The organism is Burkholderia anthinoferrum, from assembly GCF_002925705.1.
In the GTDB taxonomy this organism is placed as follows: domain Bacteria; phylum Pseudomonadota; class Gammaproteobacteria; order Burkholderiales; family Burkholderiaceae; genus Burkholderia; species Burkholderia semiarida.
This window is the reverse complement of sequence record NZ_LFZP01000064.1, coordinates 244,059-265,589: the sequence shown is the minus strand read 5'-3', so window position 1 is coordinate 265,589 and position 21,531 is coordinate 244,059. Positions and strand designations below refer to the sequence as shown.

General features: G+C 62.9%; 20 protein-coding genes. 9 read left to right on the top strand and 11 right to left on the bottom strand.

Features of this window, described 5'->3' with window-relative positions; translation table 11 throughout:
- Positions 1 to 16 precede the first annotated feature (16 nt).
- Together C5F75_RS31205 and C5F75_RS31200 are read left to right on the top strand one after the other, a co-directional pair.
- On the top strand, positions 17 to 967 hold the full coding sequence (locus C5F75_RS31205) for an AraC family transcriptional regulator (protein WP_104013257.1): 951 nt from the start codon (positions 17 to 19) through the stop codon (positions 965 to 967).
- Between the two features lie 264 nt (positions 968 to 1,231).
- Positions 1,232 to 1,657: a DUF3331 domain-containing protein gene (locus C5F75_RS31200; protein WP_104013256.1), complete on the top strand. Its 426-nt coding sequence runs from the start codon at positions 1,232 to 1,234 to the stop codon at positions 1,655 to 1,657.
- A gap of 156 nt (positions 1,658 to 1,813) precedes the next feature.
- Here the strand turns inward: C5F75_RS31200 and C5F75_RS31195 are convergent, their stop codons facing one another.
- Positions 1,814 to 2,722 carry a LysR family transcriptional regulator gene (locus C5F75_RS31195; protein ID WP_104013255.1) on the bottom strand — a complete coding sequence of 303 codons (909 nt, stop codon included), beginning with the start codon at positions 2,720 to 2,722 and terminating at the stop codon, positions 1,814 to 1,816.
- A gap of 97 nt (positions 2,723 to 2,819) precedes the next feature.
- Positions 2,820 to 3,164, bottom strand: coding sequence for a DUF4148 domain-containing protein (locus C5F75_RS31190; RefSeq protein WP_104013254.1), 345 nt, complete (start codon positions 3,162 to 3,164; stop codon positions 2,820 to 2,822).
- Here C5F75_RS31190 and C5F75_RS37725 point away from each other — a divergent pair.
- Positions 3,163 to 3,432: a hypothetical protein gene (locus C5F75_RS37725; RefSeq protein ID WP_104013253.1), complete on the top strand. Its 270-nt coding sequence runs from the start codon at positions 3,163 to 3,165 to the stop codon at positions 3,430 to 3,432. The genes C5F75_RS31190 and C5F75_RS37725 overlap by 2 nt on opposite strands.
- Here C5F75_RS37725 and C5F75_RS31180 read toward each other — a convergent pair.
- The 8 genes from C5F75_RS31180 to C5F75_RS31145 all read right to left on the bottom strand — a co-directional run bounded on the left by C5F75_RS31180 (position 3,363) and on the right by C5F75_RS31145 (position 13,520).
- Positions 3,363 to 3,797 (bottom strand): c-type cytochrome, encoded by a 435-nt coding sequence (locus C5F75_RS31180; protein ID WP_104013252.1) that lies wholly within the window; start codon positions 3,795 to 3,797, stop codon positions 3,363 to 3,365. The genes C5F75_RS37725 and C5F75_RS31180 overlap by 70 nt on opposite strands.
- Before the next feature lie 14 nt (positions 3,798 to 3,811).
- Positions 3,812 to 5,056: a molybdopterin-dependent oxidoreductase gene (locus C5F75_RS31175; RefSeq protein WP_104013251.1), complete on the bottom strand. Its 1,245-nt coding sequence runs from the start codon at positions 5,054 to 5,056 to the stop codon at positions 3,812 to 3,814.
- Positions 5,053 to 7,335, bottom strand: a complete 2,283-nt coding sequence (locus C5F75_RS31170; protein ID WP_104013250.1) for a heavy metal translocating P-type ATPase — start codon at positions 7,333 to 7,335, stop codon at positions 5,053 to 5,055. Before C5F75_RS31170 ends, C5F75_RS31175 begins: the two co-directional genes overlap by 4 nt.
- Entirely contained in the window at positions 7,332 to 7,925 is a 594-nt protein-coding gene (locus tag C5F75_RS31165) for a c-type cytochrome (protein ID WP_104013249.1), read from the bottom strand. The genes C5F75_RS31170 and C5F75_RS31165 overlap by 4 nt, the downstream gene beginning before the upstream one ends.
- On the bottom strand, positions 7,922 to 8,521 hold the full coding sequence (locus tag C5F75_RS31160; protein WP_104013248.1) for a cbb3-type cytochrome c oxidase subunit II: 600 nt from the start codon (positions 8,519 to 8,521) through the stop codon (positions 7,922 to 7,924). Before C5F75_RS31160 ends, C5F75_RS31165 begins: the two co-directional genes overlap by 4 nt.
- 1 nt (position 8,522) lies before the next feature.
- A complete protein-coding gene (locus C5F75_RS31155) occupies positions 8,523 to 10,187 on the bottom strand; it encodes a cbb3-type cytochrome c oxidase subunit I (RefSeq protein ID WP_104013247.1) in 1,665 nt (554 codons plus the stop codon).
- A gap of 274 nt (positions 10,188 to 10,461) precedes the next feature.
- Complete coding sequence (locus tag C5F75_RS31150; RefSeq protein WP_104013284.1) at positions 10,462 to 12,795, bottom strand: FdhF/YdeP family oxidoreductase; 2,334 nt, start codon at positions 12,793 to 12,795, stop codon at positions 10,462 to 10,464.
- Positions 12,796 to 13,013: 218 nt separating this feature from the next.
- A complete protein-coding gene (locus C5F75_RS31145) occupies positions 13,014 to 13,520 on the bottom strand; it encodes a Dps family protein (protein WP_104013283.1) in 507 nt (168 codons plus the stop codon).
- A gap of 522 nt (positions 13,521 to 14,042) precedes the next feature.
- Between C5F75_RS31145 and C5F75_RS31140 the strand changes: the two genes are divergently transcribed.
- The 6 genes from C5F75_RS31140 (at position 14,043) to C5F75_RS31115 (ending at position 20,099) form a co-directional block, all read left to right on the top strand.
- On the top strand, positions 14,043 to 14,864 hold the full coding sequence (locus C5F75_RS31140; RefSeq protein WP_104013246.1) for an alpha/beta fold hydrolase: 822 nt from the start codon (positions 14,043 to 14,045) through the stop codon (positions 14,862 to 14,864).
- A 520-nt stretch (positions 14,865 to 15,384) separates the two neighbouring features.
- Positions 15,385 to 15,771, top strand: coding sequence for a response regulator transcription factor (locus tag C5F75_RS31135; RefSeq protein WP_104013245.1), 387 nt, complete (start codon positions 15,385 to 15,387; stop codon positions 15,769 to 15,771).
- Between the two features lie 119 nt (positions 15,772 to 15,890).
- Positions 15,891 to 18,080, top strand: coding sequence for a PAS domain-containing sensor histidine kinase (locus C5F75_RS31130; RefSeq protein WP_104013244.1), 2,190 nt, complete (start codon positions 15,891 to 15,893; stop codon positions 18,078 to 18,080).
- Complete coding sequence (locus C5F75_RS31125; protein WP_104013243.1) at positions 18,070 to 18,744, top strand: response regulator transcription factor; 675 nt, start codon at positions 18,070 to 18,072, stop codon at positions 18,742 to 18,744. Before C5F75_RS31130 ends, C5F75_RS31125 begins: the two co-directional genes overlap by 11 nt.
- Before the next feature lie 173 nt (positions 18,745 to 18,917).
- A complete protein-coding gene (locus tag C5F75_RS31120; RefSeq protein WP_104013242.1) occupies positions 18,918 to 19,595 on the top strand; it encodes a heavy metal response regulator transcription factor in 678 nt (225 codons plus the stop codon).
- Between the two features lie 225 nt (positions 19,596 to 19,820).
- Positions 19,821 to 20,099 (top strand): DUF4148 domain-containing protein, encoded by a 279-nt coding sequence (locus C5F75_RS31115; protein ID WP_104013282.1) that lies wholly within the window; start codon positions 19,821 to 19,823, stop codon positions 20,097 to 20,099.
- Between the two features lie 106 nt (positions 20,100 to 20,205).
- On the opposite strand, the gene C5F75_RS31110 is transcribed toward C5F75_RS31115, so the two are convergent.
- Positions 20,206 to 21,366, bottom strand: coding sequence for an NAD-dependent formate dehydrogenase (locus C5F75_RS31110; RefSeq protein ID WP_104013241.1), 1,161 nt, complete (start codon positions 21,364 to 21,366; stop codon positions 20,206 to 20,208).
- Between the last annotated feature and the right edge of the window lie 165 nt (positions 21,367 to 21,531).

Sequence of the window (21,531 nt, the reverse complement as noted above, 5' to 3'; positions counted from 1 at the left end):
CGTCAGGTAGCTAACCATGATTCTTTTGTCATCGAGTCCTTCCAGGACCGCCGCCGATTTCAACGCGCTTGCCGGCGCGCGCGTGTCGAGCCCTATCGCTGCCGAAACGACCTGGCGCGAGCCCGGGGCCGGTCGCGATATGGACATCGCGCTTTCGCGCTGGACGCGCAATGGCACCGAGACGCTCGAGGTAGCGAACGATTGCAGCGAGAATTGGCACTGCATCGGCATCAACCTCAAATGTACGGTGCTGACTTTCATCCACGCGGGCCGCACTCTCGTCCAGGGACGGTTGACGGCGGGCACTGCGCAAGTCACGGCGCCGGGCGTCGCGTGCCGCGCGGTGTTTGACGCACCGAGTGACGTGCTGCATTTGTTTGCGTCGCAAGCAGTACTGGCCGAATGCTATGCCGACCTGTTCGATCGCGCTCCTTCGGCCGACATCGTCATCGACGATCCGCGTCTCATCCGGGATCCGGCGCTTGAGCGGCTCGGTCAGGCACTGGCCGTGTCCCACACGCAGGACGCGGCATTGGGCAAGGTTTTCGCCGACAGCGTCAGCCTTGCAATCGTGTCGCGTATCGTGGCCAGCCACTTCGCGACGAATAGGAGCGAGGTGCGCGGTGCGGCTGCGCTGCCGTCGTGGCGCATGCGGCGCGTGGTCGAGTTCGTCGAAGCGCACCTCGCCGAGTCGATCGGGCTCGCCGACATGGCTCAAAGTGTCGGGCTGACGCGGATGCACTTCGCTGCGCAGTTCCGCCGGGCCTCCGGATTGCGGCCTCACGAATATCTGATGCGGCGGCGCATCGAGCGCGCACAGCAGCTACTGCTCGAATCACGGCATGGTTTGCTCGATATCGCGCTGGGTTGCGGCTTCCGTTCGCAAGCCCATTTCACGACGGTGTTCAAACGCTTCGTTGGAGAGACTCCTTTTTGCTGGAGGGCGAAGGCAAATGTCGATCGATGAACGGGTACCGGTTTTCCTTGCCATTAGCGCGGGATTTCTTCGTGATGGTTATCAGTTCAGTGGCCGCGACGCCGTCTTTCACGTCTCGCATGCCTTGCCCGGTTGTATGTGCGCCGGGGCGTGCTCGTCGAATGACGCCCGCGAGATGGACGAGCACGCTCGCCGATGTGATGAGCCAGGCGACCTGGGATAGTCGAGGCGGCGGCGCCGCTTGTGGCACACGCTTGTCGAAACCGTGAAACCTATGACGTAACGAGGACGATAATGAACTTCTCGACCGACGCGATGGTGATGGATCCATGGCAGCAGACGCTGAGCCTGCTTTCCCAATTGTGCCGCAACGATGTGCGACCGCTGGCGCGTGCGATTGGGCCGTTGCATGCCTGCGGGACGGCGCATCAGGCGCGTCCGCGAACGGCAGGTGCTGGGCGCCGGGCCGTTTCCGTGAGTTTCGTCGATCGTGTTAGCTCGACAGCGGTGACGATCGCATGGCGCGATTCGACGCACTGCTCGTATGGCGACCAGGCCTGGCATGTGACCCGCGCTCGCACAGGCGGGATGTGCGCACTCAGTGGGCGGCCTGTCCGGATTGGCGATGCCGTCTATCAGCCCCGCGGCCGTCCGAGGCCGCTCAATGCCGGTGCGATGATTCTGGAGTCGGTGCTGCGCGAAGCGGAAGCTGATCACTGAAGGCAGCGGCGATGCGGCAAGCGGCGGGCTTCGCTCGAACGGAAAATCCGCTTGCCCGCCCTATCGGCTCGCCATCTTTTGGAACGGTCGATTCGTTGAATGGACCGAGTGGGATTTTCAAGCGTCTTTGAACGCGAAATGCCTGACACCCGCGCGCTAGTCTGCGCCCACTGCCATCGCAGTGTTCAGCGTGCCGCTCGCCACCAGGTCGAACAATGCCTGGCTGCTGGGCGACAGCGATCGCCCTTTCGCCCAGACCATGTGTAGCGGTCGCACGATCCGCATGTCCTCGACTTCGATAATGGCCAGTTCTCCGCGTTGCAGCTCATTCGTGATGCTGAGCGTCGAGATGTAGGCTAGCGCGTGCTGAGACAGCAGCATCCGCTTGATCGCTTCGGTATGGCTCACCGACATCAGTGGCTCGATCTCGAGCCCGGCGCGACGATACGATTCTTCAATGATCGCGCGCGTTCCGGACCCAGGCTCGCGCATGATCACGGTCCGGTCGACCAGATCTCGTGAACGTACTTTCGTACCAGCAAGTGGGTGACCCGCCGCTGCGACGACGGCGATTTCGTCGGAGCCGATGCGTCGAGCATGGAGAATGGAATCGTCGAAAGGCCCCTCGATGAAGCCAATCGTGAAGCTCAAGTCGTGCAAACCCGCTTCCACGCGCTCGGTGTTCGTGACCGTAAGATCGATGGCGACACGTGGGTGGCGTGCATTGAACTGTGCAATTGCTTCCGGCACGAAAAAAACGCCGAGTGTGGCGCTCGCGCCGATCTTCATGTGGCCCGAGCCGAGGCCCGTGAGCTCCGCGAGTTCTTTTTCGGCGGTATCCGAGAGTGCAAAGATGCGGCTTGCATACTCATAGAGCAGCTTGCCGCCCTCCGTCAGTGCCACGCCACGCGGTAGCCGATCGAACAGCACGATGCCGAGACGATCTTCGAGCTCGCGGACCTCCCGGGTGACGGCCGGCTGGCTGACGTGTAAACGCTCCGCGCCGGCACTGATGCTGCCGGCGCGTGCGACTTCATAGAAGGCGAGAAGATGGGTGAAGTTCATGGGGTGCGGGAGAGGCGACGGCTGCTGCGCACTACGCATACCCGGCTGAACTGCCGAGCGGGCGGGCTCGGCTGAACAGTGTGCGGTGCATCAGCGTTCAACTGCCGAAATAGGGATTGCAGAAGCTTGCCGGGCCGACGCACGACGCGGAAGCATGCGTGACGGCGTGAGCGTGCTTGCCGCTTGCCGAGGTACCGTCCGTCGGTGCGCTGCCATAGCCGCTCCCCGTCTGCTGCTCGGCAGCGACCTTTGCTTCGGCTGCTTGAATGTCCGCCGGATACTGCGGATCGTTTCCGGTCGCCGGATTATAGCCAGCGCGCTCGACGCGGACCAGATCGGCGCGCACCTGCGCGCGCGTGAGCGGCGTATTGCTTTGCGCAAAGCTGAGCGCGGGAGCGGTGAGAGTACCGAGAACGAGGGCGACGCATGCAAGCGTTTTCATGATAAAGCTCCTTGAGTTGAGTGGAATGCGACACATCTTTCACTGTCGATCGATCCGTAGTTGTCCAACAGCGTTTGCCTTTACCGGGTATCGGCGGCGTCGCGATGGATTGCGAGTCGATGAAACAAGAATATCGGCGCGCCTCGCTCACGAAAAATGCATTGTTTCGATGCGTGCCATACACCCCGGTTATGGCTTTCAACTCGCCTGGTTGTCGACGCCGGACGGGCCTGCCTGCGGCTTGCGGCCGTCGATGGCGTTCAGGTAATGCGCCAGCGCGTCGATCTGGTCCGGCGAAATGGGTGCGCCGAACGCATTGCGCATCTTCGTGATCTCGACCTTCCATTCGTCGGTGGTGAGTGGCGGTTGCCGTAGCACCATGCCCGTGGAGTGGCACATCACGCAATTCGCGTTGGCTATGTCCGCACCGAGACCGGGCGGGAACGTCGAATGGCCGGGCGGTAACGTTACGGTGAGTGCGCTCAGGTGCACCGGCGGCGCGATGGCGTCCTGGCGTGCCGCTTGCGCCGCAATGGACTCGGGCAGGTAGTGCCGGCCCACCAGGCCGAGCAGCGCACCAACGCCAACGGGAACCGTCAGCATCACCGCCATGCGCTTCAGTCTTGCGTTCATGTTGTCGCTCCTTGTCAAGCCACGTCGAGCTGAATCGATTCGATGACGTTGCGCATGAAACCTGCGCCGTTCCAGTTCGGTGTGGCCGGCTGGGCTTGCCCCGTCGAGTCGATGGCGCGCACCATCAGCGTTTGCGGGCCGCGCTGTGCGAAGCGCAGGTTTGTCTGCCACTGGCGGAAGCTGTATTTGCCGTAGTCGTGGCCCAGGTGCGTATCGGCCCAGTTTCGACCACCATCCGTCGACAACTGCACGCGCGCCAATGCGTTGATGCCGCCGAACGCAATACCGCGCACGAGCGCGGGTTGCCCGGCGGCCACTTTGTCGCCCGTCTTGAGGTTGGTGAAGAACGAGCGCGGCAACATCCGGTTGATGGGAATCTGCGGCACGTCGGTCTCACCGGGCCGCACGTTGGCGAAGTGATTGGCCGGCACCTTGTATGCCTTGGCGGTCCAGAAGTTGTCGTCCGGTGTGTCCAGCACTTCGATGTCGGTCACCATCTTTACCCAGTACGTCGCATACCAGCCCGGGACGACGAGCCGTAGCGGATATCCGTTGAGCAGCGGCAGCGGTTCTCCGTTCATCGCGTAGGCGAGCATGACCTCGCCGTCGCGTGCATGGTCGATTTCCACGGACTTGAGGAATTTGGGCGTTTGCGGAATCACGCCCGAATCGAGCCCGTTGAATCGAACGCAAACGGCATTGGCGCGCACGCCCGCATGGTCGAGCACGTCCTTCAGACGAACGCCCTTCCATAGCGCATTGCCCATCGCGCCGTTGCCCCACTGGCCGCCAGGCACACGCGGGCTGAAGAAGCCGCGCGAGTTGCCCGAGCATTGATTGACGGCAGCGATTTCGTAGCGTGGGAACCTGCGCATCAGGTCGTCGAGCGAAAGACTCAATGTGCGCTTGACCGCGCCGTGAACAGCGACGCGGTACGTGGCCGGATCGATGGAATTCGGAATGTTGGCAAGGTGCCAGCGTACGTAGAAGCGGTCGTTCGGCGTGAACACACCCTGGTCGAAGACGTCGAATGGTGTTTCGAGCAACGGTGGACGCGTGCGCTGCAGGATCACATTGGATTTTTGCGGCAGGTCGGAGGTGAGCGGCCGGCTGCCGTTCTCGAACGGCAGCTCGATGGTGCTGCTCTGCATGCCGCGCGCGAGGGTGGGCACCATGAATGCCGCCGCACCCAGCGCGCCGAGACTGCCCAGTAGGAGGCGCCGGTGCAGCGAGACCGGATCGTAATCGTGTTGGCTCATGAGATGCTCCAGGTCTGTTCGGTGGACAAAGCGCGCGCGGGGCGCGACGTGCCGGTGCGGTGCGCTCGCATATCCGCGCGGATCGCGAGCCGGCCGGCGTTGAGCGTGACGGACATCGAGCTCGCGACCATCAGCGCGGCAGCGGTGGCGGGCGATACGTAGCCGAAAACGGCAGCGGGAATCGCGAGCGCGTTGTAGATGACCGCGGCGGCGAGGTTCTGGTGCACGACGCATGCGGTGCGGCGTGCGAGCTGCAACGCAAGGTCGAGCTTTTCGACTCCCGCATCGACGAGCACGATGGATGCGGCGGCCATCGACGCGGGCGACGCGCTGCCGACGGCGATGCCGATATCGGCCGCGGCTAGGGCCGGCGCATCGTTGAGGCCGTCGCCCACGAATGCGACCGCGCCGCGACCCGCGGCCTGTGCGTGAACGATGTGTGCCGCCTTACTCTCGGGAGACTGCGCCGCGAGAACGGAGTCATCGCCCAAGCCCACGGCTTGCGCGACGGCGCGCCCGACGGTCAACCGGTCGCCGGTCAGCATGGTCACCGTTGCGCCGTGCGCGCGCAGCGACGCCACGGCGTCCCCGGCGCCCTCGCGCGGGCGATCCGCGAAGCCGAGCACGCCGCGCCAGCGACCGTCGCGGGCGACATGGACGGCAGTGTTCATATCGTCGGTTTCGGGTACCTGTACGCCGTGACTGCGCAGGAATGCGGCGGTGCCGGCGAGAATGCATTCGCCGTCCGCGCCTTCCCATGCCACACCGGCACCGGGCACCGCGCGCGATGTGCCGCGCGGGGCGTCCACGACACCGGCGAGCCTGTCGGGCGCGACGCGCATGCGAATGGCCGCCGCGATCGGGTGCTCGCTGCCGCGTTCGGCACGCGCCGCTTCCTCGACGAGTTCGGCTTCGCGGACGCCGCTTGCGGCTCGTGCGCTGACAAGTCGTGGCTTGCCCTCGGTCAGCGTGCCGGTTTTGTCGAGGAAGAACGTGCAGAGTTTGCCGGCCTTCTCGATGGCCTCGACGTCGCGAAAGAGAATGCCTTCGCGTGCCGCGCGTCCGACACCGGCGCTCAGCGCGAGCGGCACGGCCATACCGAGCGCGCATGGGCAGGTAACGACGAGCACTGCGACGGCACGCTCCAGCGCATCCGCCCATCCCATGCCCAGCAGACCGCCGCCGACGAACACCAGCAGCGCGACCATCGCGATGGCCGGGACGAGGCGGCGCGTGAAGCGCTCGGCGATGGCTTGCGATGCCGTCTTGCGGGCGAGCATCGCGCGCACGCTTGCCGCGATCGCATCCACGCGGCGCTCGCCCCAGCCGTATTTCACGCACACCAGCAGCTCGCCGTCGGCATTGAGGGCGCCGGCCTCGACGAAGCTGCCGCGCTCCACGCCGACGAGCTCGCTTTCGCCCGTCAGCAGCGAACGATCGAGCGACGACCGGCCGTCCGCGACGATACCGTCGAGCGGCAGACGCTCGCCCGGCAGGACGCGAATGATGCTGCCGGGCGCGACGCGCTTGGCGAGCACGACCGTTTGCGCGCCGTCGCTCGCGAGCACGCGCGCGGTTTGCGCGGGTAAAGCGAGCAGCGTTCGAACGGCGTCCGACATGCGGCTGCGCACGCGCAGTTCGAGCCAGCGGCCAGCCAGCAGGAATGTGACGATCATTGCCGCCGAATCGAAATAGACCGTCGAATCGCCGTGCGCGACGCGCCACACGGAAAGCAGGAATGACGCGCTCGTACCCATTGCGACGAGGCAGTCCATCCCGGGCACGCGCGCACGCAATGTTCGCCACGCGGCCTTGAAGAACGGCTGCGCGCAATAACCGACGACAGGCAGTGCGGCGATGCCGGCGAGCACGGCAAGCCCATGGCGGACGGCCTCCGGCACCGTGGCGGCCGTCGTGAAGTAAAGCGTCGTCTGCGCCGTCATCACCCACATCGAGCAGAAGGCGGCGATGACGAGCCGGAGCGTCAGGTCGGCGAGTAGCGCGGCTGTATGCGCGCGCCGATCCGGCGCCTCGTTGTCGGGCGTGCATTCGTAGCCGAGTTTCGCCGCAGCAGCGAGCAGATGATCGAGCGAGGTCCGGCGCGGATCCCACTCGACGGTCGCGGATTCCGACGCGAAGCTCACGCGCGCGTCGAGTGCACCGGGCTGGCGCTGCAGCACCCGTTCGAGCGCGTTCGCACAGCTCGTGCACCACATGCCGCGCACGTCGAGCGTCGCGCTGTCGGGCGCGCTGGGTGTCGTCACAGCGGTTTCGCTCATGGGCGCTTCAGTTCGTCTTCGCCGGCCCACGGCGCCGTGCGGTTGCCGATGGCCGCGCGTTCGGCTTTCACGACGTCGGCCGTCAACGCGGGCGAGTGGTTGCCGAAGCTCGACCGAGCGTGCGAGGCGACGGCGGCAATCTCGGCGTCGCTCAGAGTCGTGCCGAACGCCGGCATCGACCCGTTAAACGTGCCGCCAGCCACCGTGATCTTGCCGGTGACGCCCAACAGGAGGATGCGCGCCACGAGCTTCGGATCGCCGTTGACCCACTCCGAGCCGGCGAGCGGCGGGAAGACGCCCGGCAGCCCCGCGCCCGTAGCCTGATGGCACGACGCGCAGCGACTCGCGAAGAGCAGGGCGCCGTTGGCTGCCGCCGGCGCCGCGGCAACGGCGTCGGCGCTGCCCGGCGCGGCTTGGGAATTCGCGGCCGAGCCCGGGCCGAGGGCGGGATTGAGGAGGAAGTAGCTCACGCCCCAGACCGCCAGCGCGGCGGCCACGAGGCCGAGCAGCCAGGGCACCGGGTTGCTGCGCTCGATCGGTTCGGTATGTTCGCGTGCGCGGACGGCACGCGCGTTGTCTTGTTCGCTCATTTCATTGCTCCCGACGGATCGGCCGGCGCCGGATAGGTGTGGTTGAGGGCCGTGAGATAGGCGACGAGATCGAGCGCATCCTGCGATGCGACGACCTGTTTGCCGTCGGCCGGTGCGAACTTCGGTGGCAACTGCACGACGGCATCGCCCGGCTTCGCGTGGTCGACCACCTTGAACAGGAACGGATAGGCGGGCATCACGCTGCCTGGTGTCACCGCGCGAGGCTGATAGAGATGCGCGAGGTGCCAAGCATCGCTCGGCTGCCGGGCGCCGATGTTGAACAGGTCGGGCCCCGTGCGCGATACGCCGAGCAGATGCGGATAGTCGTAAACATAGTCCGCGGGTACGGACGGGCGCCCCCATCCGCGCAGTTGGTCCGGGCCGAGCGAGGGAGCGCGCGGCTGCTGTGAATGGCAGTAGACGCAGCCCATGTTCACGTAGGTCGCACGCCCGCGCAATTGCGCGACGGTATAGGGCTTCAGAGGCGCGGGCGGCGCTTCGTCGCGCAATTGCCGATACGGCAGCGCGACGAGGACGAGCGTCGCCATCGCGAGCATGATCAGCGAGCCGATGACGATAGTCAGGACGCGGTTCATTTCAGGCCCCCATCGAGATCGCGTGGCGAGCTGGCGCCGCGTTTGAGCGCGCGCCCTGCCGACCGAAGACGAGCGCGAAGAAGTGATACGCGAATACGAAGTGGCCGATCGTCATGAGTGCGCCGCCGAGCGTGCGTGCCTGCAGATAGGGCGTCAGGATTGCGACGGACGCCATGAACGGACGCGCGGGATCGAGCAGGGCAATGCCTTGCAGAATGCCGCCGATCGTGAGCGAGACGAAGTAGATGGCAAAGCCGATGGCGGCGAGCCAGAAGTGGAGCCAGACGAGCTTCGGGTACGGCCATTCGCGGTCGAGCACGCGTGGCATCGTGAAGTAGATGGAGCCGAACATGATCATCGAAAAGAAGCCGTACAGGCCGAGGTGGGCGTGGGCCACCTTGTACTGCGTGAAATGCACGAGCCGGTTGAAGAACGGCAGCGCTTCGAGCGAACCCTGCAACGACACGAGCGTGTACAGCACGGCGCCCAGCACGACGAAGCGCAGCGTAGGCGAGTGTTTCAGCGCGCCGAAGTGGCCGGCCACCGTCATATGGTGATTCACGCCGACGGCGAGTACCGGCACGATCATCATCACGCTCTGAACGACCGAGACGCTCTGCAACCATTGCGGAACGGGACCGCCCAGCAGGTGGTGAATGCCGGCCTGGCTGTAGAACATGGCCAGGGCCCAAAAGCCGACGAGCGAGAGCGCGTACGAGTAGATGGGCCGCCCGAGCACCTTCGCGATGAAGTAATACGCGGCGGCCAGACCGATCGGCGTGAGCCACAGGCCGAGCACGTTGTGCGCGAACCACCAGTTGACGATGGCCTGCTCGACGCCGAAGTGCACGCCGGGTACCTTCGCGACGATGTAAAGGATGGGAAACCACAGGAGCGCGGCGGCGAGATACCACACCGACACGTAGAGATGGCGCGTGGTGCGGCGTGCGACGGTCATGAGGAGCGGCGCCGCCGCGAGCGCGCCGCCCACCGCGAGCAGGATGCCGATTTGCCACGGGATCTCGAGCCATTGCAGGCCATCGGTCCATCCCGACAGGATGGCGGCGATCCCCGCGGAGAGGCCGGCATTCCAGAGCCACGCGCCGGCAATCGCATAGCGTTCGCCTGCCAGTGGCGTCTTGAGCAGGCGCGGCAGCATCCAGAGGGAAATGCCGATGCCGGCCATCGACGCCCATCCGTATACCACCATGTTCAGATGTGCGGTGCGGACTCGGCCGAACGTGAGCCAGGCAGACTGCGTGAGAAAGTCCGGAGCGGTCAGCTTCTGCGACGCGACGAGGCCCGCCACGGAACCCAGCAGCAGCCAGAACACCGAGGACGTCAGAAAGACGAAGGTCGGCCCGCGGCTCGACGCGTCCAATCGCGCGCGCTCCGCAAGTTCCCGGCCGAGTGCGGCCGAGTCACCCGGTGCGTCGGGACGTGTATCGGACGCCGCATGCGCCGCGGCCTGTTGGAGGGTTTCGCGACGCGATGCGGACAAAGCCGGATCTTCGGTTTGTCCGACTTCGCCTGCCGCGAAAATGACCTCGGCTGCGTCGGGCCCGGCCCGCATCAGTCCGTTCATTTGTGCCCACAGGAACAGGAACAGCCCGAGCACGGAAATCAGAAACGACAGCGCGAGCAGCGTGCCAATCGTGAAGTTCATTTCGACAAAGCTCCTGGGTGATTGGCGTATCCACGCAAACAAGTAAGGTGTCGTTTAGAACAAAAAGGCATTCGAATGCCAACCATCAACGGTTGATCGACCTGCAATCGATAGCGGGGAAATCGGTTGTGGCGGCGGGAGCCAGTATAGGTAGCCCCGGCACGCCCGTAATATTCAAATTCGTCATCGCGGGCATGCCTTTTTCGTATGCCTCGCCAGCCGACCATCCTCGTGAATGGCGCACGTGATGTATCGACTCCGCCAGGAGAGCGGCTTACCCGCCGATCGCCCGTGCAACTGCGAATGCGGCGGAATCCGGGCCTACCGTAGCCGCACGCACCACCTTCACGGGGACGGACTTGTACGCGGGCGTGCGGCTTTGCGGGTCGAACGCATCGAGCGGCACAAGCGGGTTCGCTTCGGGGTAGTAGGCGCCGCAACAGCCGTCCGGCAGCGAGTATTCGACAATTTTGAAGCCGCGCACGATACGTTCGATGCCGTCCGTCCAGAGGGCGACGATATCCACGCGCTCGCCCGGATGCAGATTGCGCCTGGCGAGTTCGCGCGGATTCATGAACAGCACGTCGCGCTGCCCGAATACGCCACGATATCGGTCCGAATGAGAATAGAGCGTGGTGTTGTACTGATCGTGGCTGCGCATCGTCGTGAGCATCAGCGCTTCCGGGTCGCCATGATCGAAGTCTTCGTCGAGGCCGTCGAAGACGAGAAAATTCGCCCGGCCCGTCGAAGTGGCCCACACCCTCTCACGCGCGGTCGAAGCGAGATGAAAGCCGCCGGGTATGCGAATGCGATCGTTGTATGCCTGGAAGATCGGGAATACCGCTTCGATGGCGTCGCGAATACTGTCATAGTTGGCGACGAGATGCTCCCACGGAACGTGGGAAGCACTGCCAAGCGTCGCGCGGGCGATACCGGCGACGATCGCCGGCTCGCTAAGCAGGTGCTCCGACGCCGGCAGGTTGCGGCCAGCCGACGCATGGACCATCGACATCGAATCTTCCACGGTAATCGACTGGGGCCCGTCAGCCTGCATATCGATCTCGGTGCGCCCGAGGCAAGGCAGAATCAATGCGGCTTTGCCGTGCACCAGATGGCTCCGATTGAGCTTCGTTGCGATGTGCACGGTCAGATCGAGCCGGCCGATCGCCGGCTGCACGCGGCCCCAGTCTGGTATGGCCGCGGCGAAATTCCCACCCAGCGCGATAAAGACCCGTGCATGGCCGCGCATCATCGAGTCGATGGTCGCGAGCACATCATGACCGTGTGCAGCAGGCGGACGAAAGCCGAAGGTGCGCTCGATGCCGTCGAGCAGCGCAGCGGTCGGCTTCTCGGTGATGCCGACCGTCCGGTTGCCTTGCACGTTCGAATGTCCGCGCACCGGGCAAATCCCGGCTCCAGGGCGCCCGACGTTGCCTCGCAGCAGCGCGAGGTTGGCGATCTGCTGTACGTTTTCCGTGCCGCGACGGTGCTGGGTGAGCCCCATCCCGTACACCAGGATCACATTGTTCGCCGCAGCGTAGATGCGCGCGGCATTTTCGATGTCGGCCCGCGCGAGGCCCGACACGCGCTCGATGGCGTCCCATGACGTTGCCCGCAAATCCGCGATGAGCTCGTCGATACCTTTCGTATGACCCGCGATGAACGTCATATCGAGGATTCGGGGCTTGTCGGCCGCGACGGCTGCATCGTCTGCCTCGACGACTGCCTTCATCATGCCCTTGAGCACGGCCGCGTCGCCGCCGACGCGGACCTGGTAGAGGAATGTGCTGATCGGCGTCGAACCGAGCGTTGCCATTTCGAGCGGATCTTGCGGCGCGGTGAAGCGCTCGAGCGCGCGTTCGCGAAACGGGTTGAACGAGACGATCTTGGCTCCGCGGCGAGACGCTGCATGGAGGTCGCTCATCATTCGCGGGCTGTTGGTCCCGGGGTTCTGGCCGAAGATGAAGATCGCGTCGGCCTGCTCGAAGTCTTCGAGTAGCACGGTCCCTTTGCCGACGCCGATCGACTGCGGCAGCCCGACGCTCGTGGCTTCGTGGCACATGTTCGAGCAATCGGGAAAATTGTTCGTGCCGAATTCGCGTACAAAAAGCTGATAGAGGAATGCCGCTTCGTTCGATGCGCGTCCGGACGTATAGAAATCGGCCTGATCGGGATGGTCGAGGGCATTCAGGGCATCTGCGATGATCGAGAACGCGGCCTCCCACGTGACCGGTACGTAGCGATCCGACGTGGGGTCATAGGTCATCGGGTGAGTGAGACGTCCGACCATCTCGAGATCGTAGTCATCCCATGTGGACAGCTCTGACACGCTGTGTGCAGCGAAGAACTCAGGCGTGCAGCGCTTCGACGTTGCCTCCCATGCCACCGCTTTCGCACCGTTCTCACAAAATTCGAACGACGACGTATGTTTCGGATCGGGCCATGCGCAACCCGGACAGTCGAATCCCTCCGGTTGGTTCATGTGGAGCAGCGTCTTCGCGCCGGAAACGGGAATGCCCTGTACTGCGAGCGCCGCACCCGTCGCTTTGAGAGCACCCCAGCCGCCGGCGGGTTCGCTGTAGATACGAACGGTTTTCTTCCTGGCCATGTCGAGTTCCTCGATGGATTCGGGATCGATCTTGATGCGTTCGTGCGCGACGGTATTGCATCTTGGCGCCGCGGGTTTCGAATTCGCACGCAAGAATGCCGATGACCGGAGTGCGCTGCTCGGAGACTTCCCGACAGGGCGCGGAAATGGCGCGACCCGCAATTGGCGGTGGAGCGTTGTTGAAGCAAGCGCCGTCGACAAGCGGTCTAGCCGATGTGCTAACGACAGGCTTCGGCAAGAAACCACGCGCGCCGTTGCGCTTCGTCGATCCAGTTCTCGAGCATGCTCGCCGTTGCGACGTCTCCGTGCGCTCCGCAGACAGCGTGCGCGGCCAACATGAACTGCACGAGCAGCAGGTTGTCTCGGTGAAGTTCGCTCAGCATCGCGTCGGGGGGCACGTTCGCTGCGTCGCTATCCGCGAGTCGTTGGTGCCGTGCGATGTCGGCTATCGAACGCAACGTCGTCCCGCCGACCTTACGTACGCGCTCGGCGATGTCATCCGTGATCGCGAAGAGCTGGACACCGTGCTCGTCAAGCATCAAATGGTAATCACGGAAATGCGCGCCGCTCATGTGCCAGTGGAAATTCTTCGTCTTCAGGTAGAGCGCAAACACGTCTGCGAGTAACGGGTTGAGCGCGTCCGAGATCGCGCTGATTGCGCGTTCGTCGAAACTCATCGCGGTTTCGGAGGTAGCTTGGCGAATGGTCTGGCGTGCTTTTGACATGAGGTGGCTCCTTTTCATCGCAAACGGCGGCATCACGATCGAAGCACTCGTGGCGCGTGGTGCCGTTGAGAACGATTCGAAGGCACCGCATGGGAGCACGACATGTCGGACAATCAGACAGTGCATGCAGCCGTTTCTTGGCGAGACTTGCGTCCGTTCGCGGCCTTCATGGCAGTCGCGATGGGCAGACGGAACGCAAGAATGTATGGAGAGGTTGGCGATTCGGCCGTTCCGGGTTTTTTCCGTTCGCCCGTAACCACATGAATCGAACGGCCGCAAAACCGATGTCTCGGCGAGCGACGCGACTCGGCCTCGACCTCCGGTGCGGCAACCGTGTATGCCGGGGACGATCGTGCGGAGCGGAAAATCCCGGTCCCTGTCAAAAGGAACGGAGATTCGTCGCTTCGATAATTGTTCCAGTGCGTGAGTTTTGTGGCCCGCGTCGTGGCCGCGAGGCGGCGCGTAACGTCGCTTCTACCGTGAACGCTGGTTGGGAGCGACATCGCCAAGGAGAGTACGAAGATGGCAACGCTCGTATTGAAAGACGGAACCGAACTGTTCTACAAGGACTGGGGCTCGGGCCAGCCGGTGGTGTTCTCGCACGGATGGCCGTTGAACGCCGACGCGTGGGATGCACAAATGATGTATCTCGCCGAGCGAGGCTATCGCGTGATTGCGCACGACCGCCGGGGGCACGGCCGCTCCAGTCAACCGTGGGGCGGAAACGAGATGTCCCGTTACGCGGACGATCTCGCCGAACTCATCGAATATCTCGATCTCAAGGATGCAGTACTCGTCGGTCATTCGACCGGAGGCGGGGAGGTTGCCCGATATATCGGCCGTCACGGCACCACGCGTGTCGCGAAGGCCGTATTGATCGCGGCTGTGCCGCCGCTAATGCTGAAAACCGAGGCGAACCCCGGTGGCCTGCCGTTGTCGGTGTTCGACGATATCCGAACGGGTGTCCTGGCGAACCGCTCGCAGTTCTTCAAGAACCTGGCGGTCCCGTTTTACGGCTTCAACCGCGACAATGCAAAGGCGTCGGCCGGGACGGTGGATGCGTTCTGGTATGCGGGCATGCAATGTTCGATCAAGAGCGCGTACGACTGCATCAAGGCCTTCTCGGAAACCGACTTCACCGCTGATTTGCGAAGCATCGACGTTCCTACACTGGTGCTGCAAGGCGATGACGATCAGATCGTCCCGCTCGACGATTCCGGTCGGTTGTCGGCCGAGATCGTTCGCGACGCACGGCTGACCATTTACCCCGGCGCACCGCACGGCTTGTGTACCACGCATGCCGATCAGGTGAGCGCGGATCTTCTCGCGTTCATTCGCGCGTGACATTCCGGCTACTCGACGTGTCGTCGGTCGACGCGAACCGGCGACGCACGTGACGAGTTCCAGATACCGGTGCACTTACCGCCGGTATCGGCTCGGCGACATCGCCAGCCGCCCGCGGCGCATGCGGCCCTCATCGCACCGACGGTGCGCCGAGATCCGGACATTCGATGCAATGCAGACGTGGACTCCTCATGCATGGCGGCAGAAGTGGGGGGCCACGCATACCGCGCGCGTGCGGCATGCGTACCTTCGTTTATCACAGGCTTGTACGGCCTTCGTTGCGCGGAAGCCGGCGTGAGGTGGCGTCGTCCGATCGGGATGAGGCCGCGTTTTCCAAGCAAACGCGACGACGACGGCGTCCGACAGCTCGGCATCGCGATGAACGACCGGTGCCGACCGGGACCGCGTGGAACTATACATATATATGATTTCCGCAAATTGCCGATTTCTTTATGATTGGGGGCGACAGGGCGACCAATGTTCGGTCACCCGAAACGGAATTTCGGCCGAGGGCTCGGGTTTGCAGAATTATCCAATCGTTTCGATTGTTGACGATGACGAATCCGTCCGTGTCGCCACGTCCAGTCTCGTTCGCTCGCTGGGTTGGAGCACGAAACTTTACGCATCGGCGGAGCAGTTTCTGGCCTCCGACGACGTTCTGGACGTTTCGTGCGTTATTTCGGACGTGCAGATGCCCGGTATTTCAGGTCTGGAAATGTATCGACGGCTGCTGGACAGCGGCGTCACGGTTCCGATCATTTTCATTTCGGCATTCGCGTCCGATGCCGTCCGTCGGCAGGCGCTCGATATGGGCGCGATCTGCGTGTTGAGTAAACCCGTGGATGGCGTGGAAGTTGCCCGCCATCTGGAATCTTTGAAGAACAGCGGGGCAAACCGGGCCTCGTAGCGCATTCCGCAAGCCAGGTATCCCCGCTCGTATCGCCAACGCGCTGCTGTGGGAAAACGAGATACAGACTGGTATTCCGTACGCTTCATTTCCTTCGAGCACTGCGAAACACGACGACGATGAGCAATCGGACAATTGGCAAGCCGTGGCGAGAGGACGCACGCGTGTTGTATACCCTGGCGGGTGCACTGGCGTCGCTCATTTTCATCATCGACGTGACGCCGCTTGATATCGCGATTGCAGTGCTTTACGTGGTGGTGGTGTTGCTAGTGGCGTCCGCGGGCTCCCGCCGGGCCACGTATGTCGCTGCATGCGGATGCGCGGGATTGACATTACTCGCGCTGGGACTGTCGCATGACGAACGCTATTCAGGCGGCGCGCTCGCACGTTGTTGCGTAAGCTTGCTGGCGATAGGTACGACGGCACTTTTGTCGCTGCGCAATATCGCCAACACCGCGACCCTGCGTGAGCGATTGCAGTTGCTCGATCTCACTCATGACGCGATCGTCGTATACGACTTGCAGGGCAGGATAGCGTTCTGGAATCAGGGCGCGGAAGCGCTTTACGGCTGGACGGCCGAACAGGCGCTCGGTCAGCCGGTCCACGTGCTTACACAGACCGTCGCGTCGGTGCCGCTGGACCGCATTCACCGTACCGTACTCGAGTGTGGACAGTGGCAGGGTGAACTGCAGCGTGTACGCAAGGACGGGAAAGTGGTGATGATATCGAGTCGACTCGCGCTGTGGCGTGATGCCGGCGGAAAGGCGGTTGCGATACTCGCGACCAACAATGACATCACGGACCGCAAGCGCCTGGAAGGCGAAATGCGGCAGCAGAAAGATGAATTGCACGCGATGATCGACGCCATTCCAGCGATGGTGTGGAGCTCGGATAGTGAGGGCAAGATTGGCTATGTCAACAAGCGATGGACGGAGTTCGGCGTGTCCATGGCCGAACGCGAAGAGGATATCTGGCGTGCCGTCGTACATCCCGACGATCTGGTTGCGATGCAGCACGCATGGGAACGCGCTGTCTGTAACGAATCACGATTCGAGAACACCGTCCGGATCAGGCGCGAGGACGGCGTCTACCGATGGGTGCATGTCCGCGCGGCACCGCTTCGTGACGGGAGTGGGCGCCTCGTTCGTTGGTATGGGGTGAATGCGGACATAGAGGCACGAAAGCAGGCTGAGCAGGCATGGCGCCGCAGCGAGGCACTTTTATCGGGCGCGCAGCGGCTGAGCCATACCGGCAGTATTGCGATGCGGCTTCCCGACGGTACGATGTGGTGGTCCGACGAGACGTATCGCATCTTCGAACTCGGTCGCCACATGGTACCGAGCCTGCAGGAGATTGCATCGCGCGTCCACCCGGATGACATTTCCGTCGTTCGCAATGCGTGGAATCGCCAAGTCTCGGGTGCGTCGGCGCTTGACATCAAGTTTCGACTGTTGATGGCCGATGCCCGCATCAAACATGTCCATTACGTTGCGCATCCGATCCGACATCAAAACGAGACGGAATACGTCGGTGCATTGATGGACATCACCGAGCGAGTCGTCGCGCAGGAAGCGCTTGATCGATCGAATGCCGAACTGGCGCACGCGACGCGGGTAACGATGCTGGGCGAACTGGCCGCGTCGATCGCTCATGAAGTCACTCAGCCGCTCGCAGCAATTGTCACGGCTGGCGACGCCGCATTGCGCTGGATCGACCGGCCGGAGCCGGATCTACGCGAGGTGCAGCAATCCGTTTCACAGATGATCCGCGACGCCAAGCGAGCGTCCGATGTCATCCGGCAGATTCGGGCAATGGCGAGAAAGCGTGCACCCGAACAGGTACTGCTCGACCTGAACGACGTCGTGCGAGAATCGCTCGAACTCGTCGCGCGCGAGCTGGAGACCCAGCGGGTGGACGTTGAGACAGACTATTCGTCGTTACCCCAGCGCGTTTGCGGCGACCGCGTGCAATTGCAGCAAGTCGTCATCAATCTGGTGATGAACGCGATCCAGGCCATGTCGGGCGTGCCTCCGGGCGCGCGCCGCTTGCGGCTTCGTACTCACGCGCGCGATGGCCGCGCCCACGTGATGGTGGAGGACCACGGAGTCGGGATCCGGGACGAAGACTTCGCCCGGCTGTTCAGCGTATTCTTCACGACGAAGCGGGACGGAATGGGCATGGGCTTATCGATATGCCGGTCGATAGTAGAAGCGCATGGCGGCCGTATTTGGGCCGAGATGCCGGACCGCCCCGGAACGGTCGTACAGTTCGTATTGCCACTGGATGAGGAAAGGTGTAATGAACCCTGACGCGCAAGACGCCGCCCAACAATCGATCGTTTATGTCGTCGACGATGACGAGTCGATGAGAACAGCGGTCGACATGCTTCTTCGGTCGGTCGGGTTCCGCGTTGAAGCGTTCGCGTCGGCGCAGGAGTTTCTCGCCTTCGACAAGCCCGACGTCGCGAGCTGCCTGATTCTCGATGTTCGCCTGAAAGGCCAAAGCGGGCTCGCGGTTCAGGAGCAGATCGCCACCGCCGAGCTGCACCTGCCGATCATCTTCATGACGGCGTACGGCGATATTGCGATGTCGGTGAAGGCGATGAAGGCCGGTGCGATGGATTTTCTCGCGAAGCCGTTTCGAGAGCAGGACATGCTCGACGCGGTCACTGCGGCGCTAGAGCGCGATGCGCGATGGCGAAGCGAGCATCGTTCGCTCCTCGATCTGCGCGCGCGCTATGCAACGCTGTCTGCGCGCGAGCGCGAGGTAATGGCACTCGTGGCGAGCGGCCTGATGAACAAGCAGATCGCGGCAGAACTGAATCTGAGCGAAATCACTGTGAAGATTCACCGCGGACAGGCGATGAAGAAGATGGACTCGCGCTCGTTGGCCGACTTCGTGAAGAAGGCCGAGGCGCTGGGTGTCGGCCAGCCGGCACAGGCCCCGGCGGCAGCCAGAATGCAGAGTAGCTAGCGAGCGTCGGGTCCTGACAAGCGACGACATTCGTCTGTTGGCCGCGTAACAGGATCCTGTTTTTCCTTCGTAAACGGGAACCTCGTAGCCGATACGGCCGCGATTGCATGTCGCTGTTTCTTCTTCCAGGACGGTTCGCCGATCGTGCGGCGACAGTTCACACGGATACGATCATGCGCATTCTGATAGTCGAAGATGAGCCGAAGACAGGTGCATATCTGAAGAAGGGGCTTGAAGAATCCGGCTTCAGTGTCGACCTCGCGAAAGACGGTGCGGAAGGGTTGATGCTTGCGCAGGAAGAGAGCTACGACGTGATCGTGCTCGATGTGATGCTGCCGGTACTCGACGGCTGGGGTGTACTTAAGCGATTGCGTGCCACACATATGACGCCGGTGTTGTTTCTGACGGCGCGCGACGACGTACAAGACCGAGTGCACGGTCTCGAACTCGGCGCCGACGATTATCTGGTGAAGCCGTTTGCGTTCGTCGAGCTGCTCGCGCGTATTCGCACGCTAGCGCGTCGCGGACCGCCACGGGAGATGGAGCGTATCGTCGTCGGTGATCTTGAAATCGACGTTGTGCGTCGCCGCGTGAAGCGAGGCACGGTCCGCATCGAGCTCACACCGCGCGAATTCTCCCTGCTGCAACTGCTTGCGCGACGGCACGGCGAGGTGCTGACCCGAACGCAAATCGCGTCGTATGTGTGGGATATGAACTTCGATAGCGATACCAATGTCGTCGAAGTAGCGATCAGGCGTTTGCGCGCGAAAATCGACGAACAGTTCGAGGTGAAGCTGATTCATACGGTGCGTGGCGCTGGCTACGTGCTCGAGCTGCAGGACACTGCGTGATGCTGTGGGTCGTCGATCGCACCGTCCGCGCGCCCAAGCCGCTAATTCTGCAAAGTTTGATCGGGGGTCACCTGAAGCGATCCGTGGATTTCGGAATCGTCATCTAACAGTCAGCGTATCGGTGGGGGCACGGTACGAGAATAGGTTGGTCGATTGCAGCGCCAACGCCATTCGCTGTGCAATCGCGATGCAATTTTCTCGACCTACGCCCAGGAGAGTTTCATCATGAACCGCCGACTCATCGCAGCAAGTGCGCTACTCTTTGTCGCGCTCGGTACACCGGTTGCAGCGTTTGCGCAGATTCCGCAACATGTGCTGACGCGCGCGCAGGTTATCGCTGATCTGGCGCAGGCCGAGCGGGATGGCACCGTGCCCAATCCAAACTCGGACTACCCTCCCAGCGCCCAGGCAGCCGCCCGCCATCGCGATATGTACCCGATGGCGCCCGGTGTGCGGACAACCGTAAGCGCGCCGACGTCCGTGTCGAACGCACGTCCCCAATAACTCGGGAGCATGGCTACCGACACTCCTGCGTCAGGATGCCGGTACGCAAGGTTCACCGCCGGCTCCACGCCGAATGAACGACGTCTGTGTCGGCGCCTTTGGGGTATTAGCTCAACTTATATGACGCTGCGCCCGTCCCGGCGAGTTTTCCGGCATCCACGATAAGGTATTCGGGGCGAATCGGCCGGCCTTCCAGATGGCACTGCAGGATCTCCAAGGTGCCTGCCGCATAGCGTGCCTGTGCGGACAGCGATGTGCCGGAGATATGGGGTGTCATTGCTTCGCTCGGCATACGGCGCCACGGATGGTCGGGCGGCGCCGGTTGCGGGAACCACACGTCGCCGCCATAGCCGGCGAGACGACCGGATTCGAGCGCTCGCACGACGGCGTCTCTATCGCATAGCTTGCCGCGCGCAGTATTGATGAGGTAAGCGCCCGGTTTCATATGCGAGAACATTTCGTCGTCGAACATATGTTCGGTGGTCGGATACAGCGGGCATTGCAAATTGATCACATCGCACACCTGGACGAGGGACCTGGCGCTGGCGTGGTAGGAGAGGCCCAGTTCGCGTTCGAGGTCTGCCGATAGGCGATGACGACTGTGGTAATGAAGATGTACGTCAAACGGCTTCAGTCGTCGAAGCACGGCCAGCCCGATACGCCCTGCCCCGATCGTTCCGAAATGCATCCCTTCGAGATCGTAGCTTCGCCTCACGCAATCCGCGATGTTCCAGCCTCCGTTCGTCGCAAACTGATGAGCTGGAACGAAATTCCGGACGAGCGCCAGCACCGTCATGACGACATGTTCCGCTACGCTGATGCTGTTCGAGAACGTCTCCTCCGCGACGGTAATGCCTCGTTCTGCAGCAGCCAGGAGATCGACATGATCCGAGCCGATTCCCGCGGTGAGCGCGAGTTTGAGCTTGGATGCCTTCGCGATTCGCTCTCTCGTCAGATAGGCTGGCCAGAACGGTTGTGAAATCACTACGTCCGCGTCGGGCAGATGTTGGTCAAAGACGGACTCGGGGCCGTCCTTGTCGCTCGTCACGACCAGTTCGTGACCGTTTGCCTCCAGATAAGGCCGAAGGCCGAGCTCGCCTGACACGCATCCGACGAGTTCGCCCGGAGAGAAGCCGAGCGGACCTTGAGGGGTAGGCAAGCGCTGTCCACCGGGATATGCGGCGATCGACGGGATACCGTCACGAACGTACCGCGGCGGATAGCCGGACGTCGGATCCGGGTAGAGCACACATAGAACTTTTGCCATTCATCGTCTCCTTCTCGCGTTGACGGGACTACGCAGTGACGCGTCGTCGCAGATTAGGAGAGACGGACAGCGGTGAATTTTGTTATGGCACGGCTTTTCTCAAATTGCATGAAGTGCTCGCCGTGCTCCGAGGTCGCTCGCCCTTTGAGTGAGCCGATCGAGCCA